The 661-nt window shown below is 32.1% G+C and carries 1 protein-coding gene; it reads left to right on the forward strand.

Annotated features, from left to right (window positions below; all coding sequences use genetic code 11):
* Positions 1 to 211: 211 nt before the first annotated feature.
* Positions 212 to 661, forward strand: a 450-nt coding sequence (locus tag V7137_RS21085; protein WP_335699889.1) for an acyltransferase family protein, incomplete at its 3' end; no start/stop codon positions are given.

Raw genomic sequence — 661 nt, forward strand, 5'->3', positions numbered from 1 at the left:
GCTTCAAAAGAAATACACCAAATCAGAAGCACCTTCTAAGCATGTTAAAGATGAATGATAAAGAGTCCTTTCGTGGGCTCTTATTTTGTGATGTTAGTACACAAATTTGATATTGTTAAACTTTTCTAAACTCTAACAGTAAAAATATTTCCTCTAAAAATTTTATGGTATAGTTGTCCAAGGAAATTGATGATTTTGGGGGGAATGTTAAATGGAAAATCGAATTACTCAATTAGATTCAATTAGAGGGCTTGCTGCACTGTCGGTTATCTTTGGTCATATTTTATTAATTTTGCCACCAATACCATTTGTACTAGCCAATTCTCCATTACGAATATTTTGGGCAGGGCACGAAGCGGTTGTTTTGTTTTTTATTTTAAGTGGTTTCGTTCTTTCTTTACCATTTATTAAAAACAAAAAGGTGAATTATACCCAATTCTTTATCCGGAGGATATTTCGTATTTATGCTCCATACATCATTGCAATTTTAATGGCTTTAATATTAAAGAACATGTTTTTTACTGGCACTAATGAAAATATTGGTTGGGCAAATAAATTTTGGACATCGGCTCCCGATATACTAAATCACGTTTTTTTGGTAACTGATTTTAATACTTACGGTTTAGATCCTGTCATTTGGTCGCTAATACATGAACTAAGA

This window comes from Neobacillus drentensis (genome assembly GCF_036962765.1).
Lineage (GTDB): Bacteria > Bacillota > Bacilli > Bacillales > Cytobacillaceae > Neobacillus > Neobacillus drentensis_C.